Origin of the sequence: Pseudomonas sp. HY2-MNA-CIBAN-0224 (assembly GCF_040310285.1) — a bacterium.
In the GTDB taxonomy this organism is placed as follows: Bacteria; Pseudomonadota; Gammaproteobacteria; order Pseudomonadales; family Pseudomonadaceae; genus Aquipseudomonas; species Aquipseudomonas helleri.
This window is the reverse complement of the sequence record NZ_JBEOPQ010000712.1, coordinates 1-255: the sequence shown is the minus strand read 5'-3', so window position 1 is coordinate 255 and position 255 is coordinate 1. Positions and strand designations below refer to the sequence as shown.

Genomic DNA, 255 nt, shown 5'->3' with positions numbered 1-255 from the left:
GTACCAACCATGGCATCGCCAACATAGCTTAAATGATTGACTTTGCTGCCATGACCGATCGTCGATTTTTTGATTTCGACAAAATTTCCGACCTTGCTATTGTCAGCCAATACGGTTTCTGGACGCCAATGGGCAAAAGGACCAACATCGACACCTGCACCAATCTCAGCATGATCAATCACACAATAAGGTTTGATATGACAGGCATTACCAATTTTCGCGTTTTTGATGACACAACCCGCTTCGATATAAACG

The 255-nt window shown here is 43.5% G+C and carries 1 pseudogene; it reads right to left on the bottom strand.

What is annotated here, in order from left to right:
- Window positions 1–255 (bottom strand): annotated as a pseudogene (glmU, locus tag AAEZ03_RS28180) (bifunctional UDP-N-acetylglucosamine diphosphorylase/glucosamine-1-phosphate N-acetyltransferase GlmU); the annotation flags it as partial.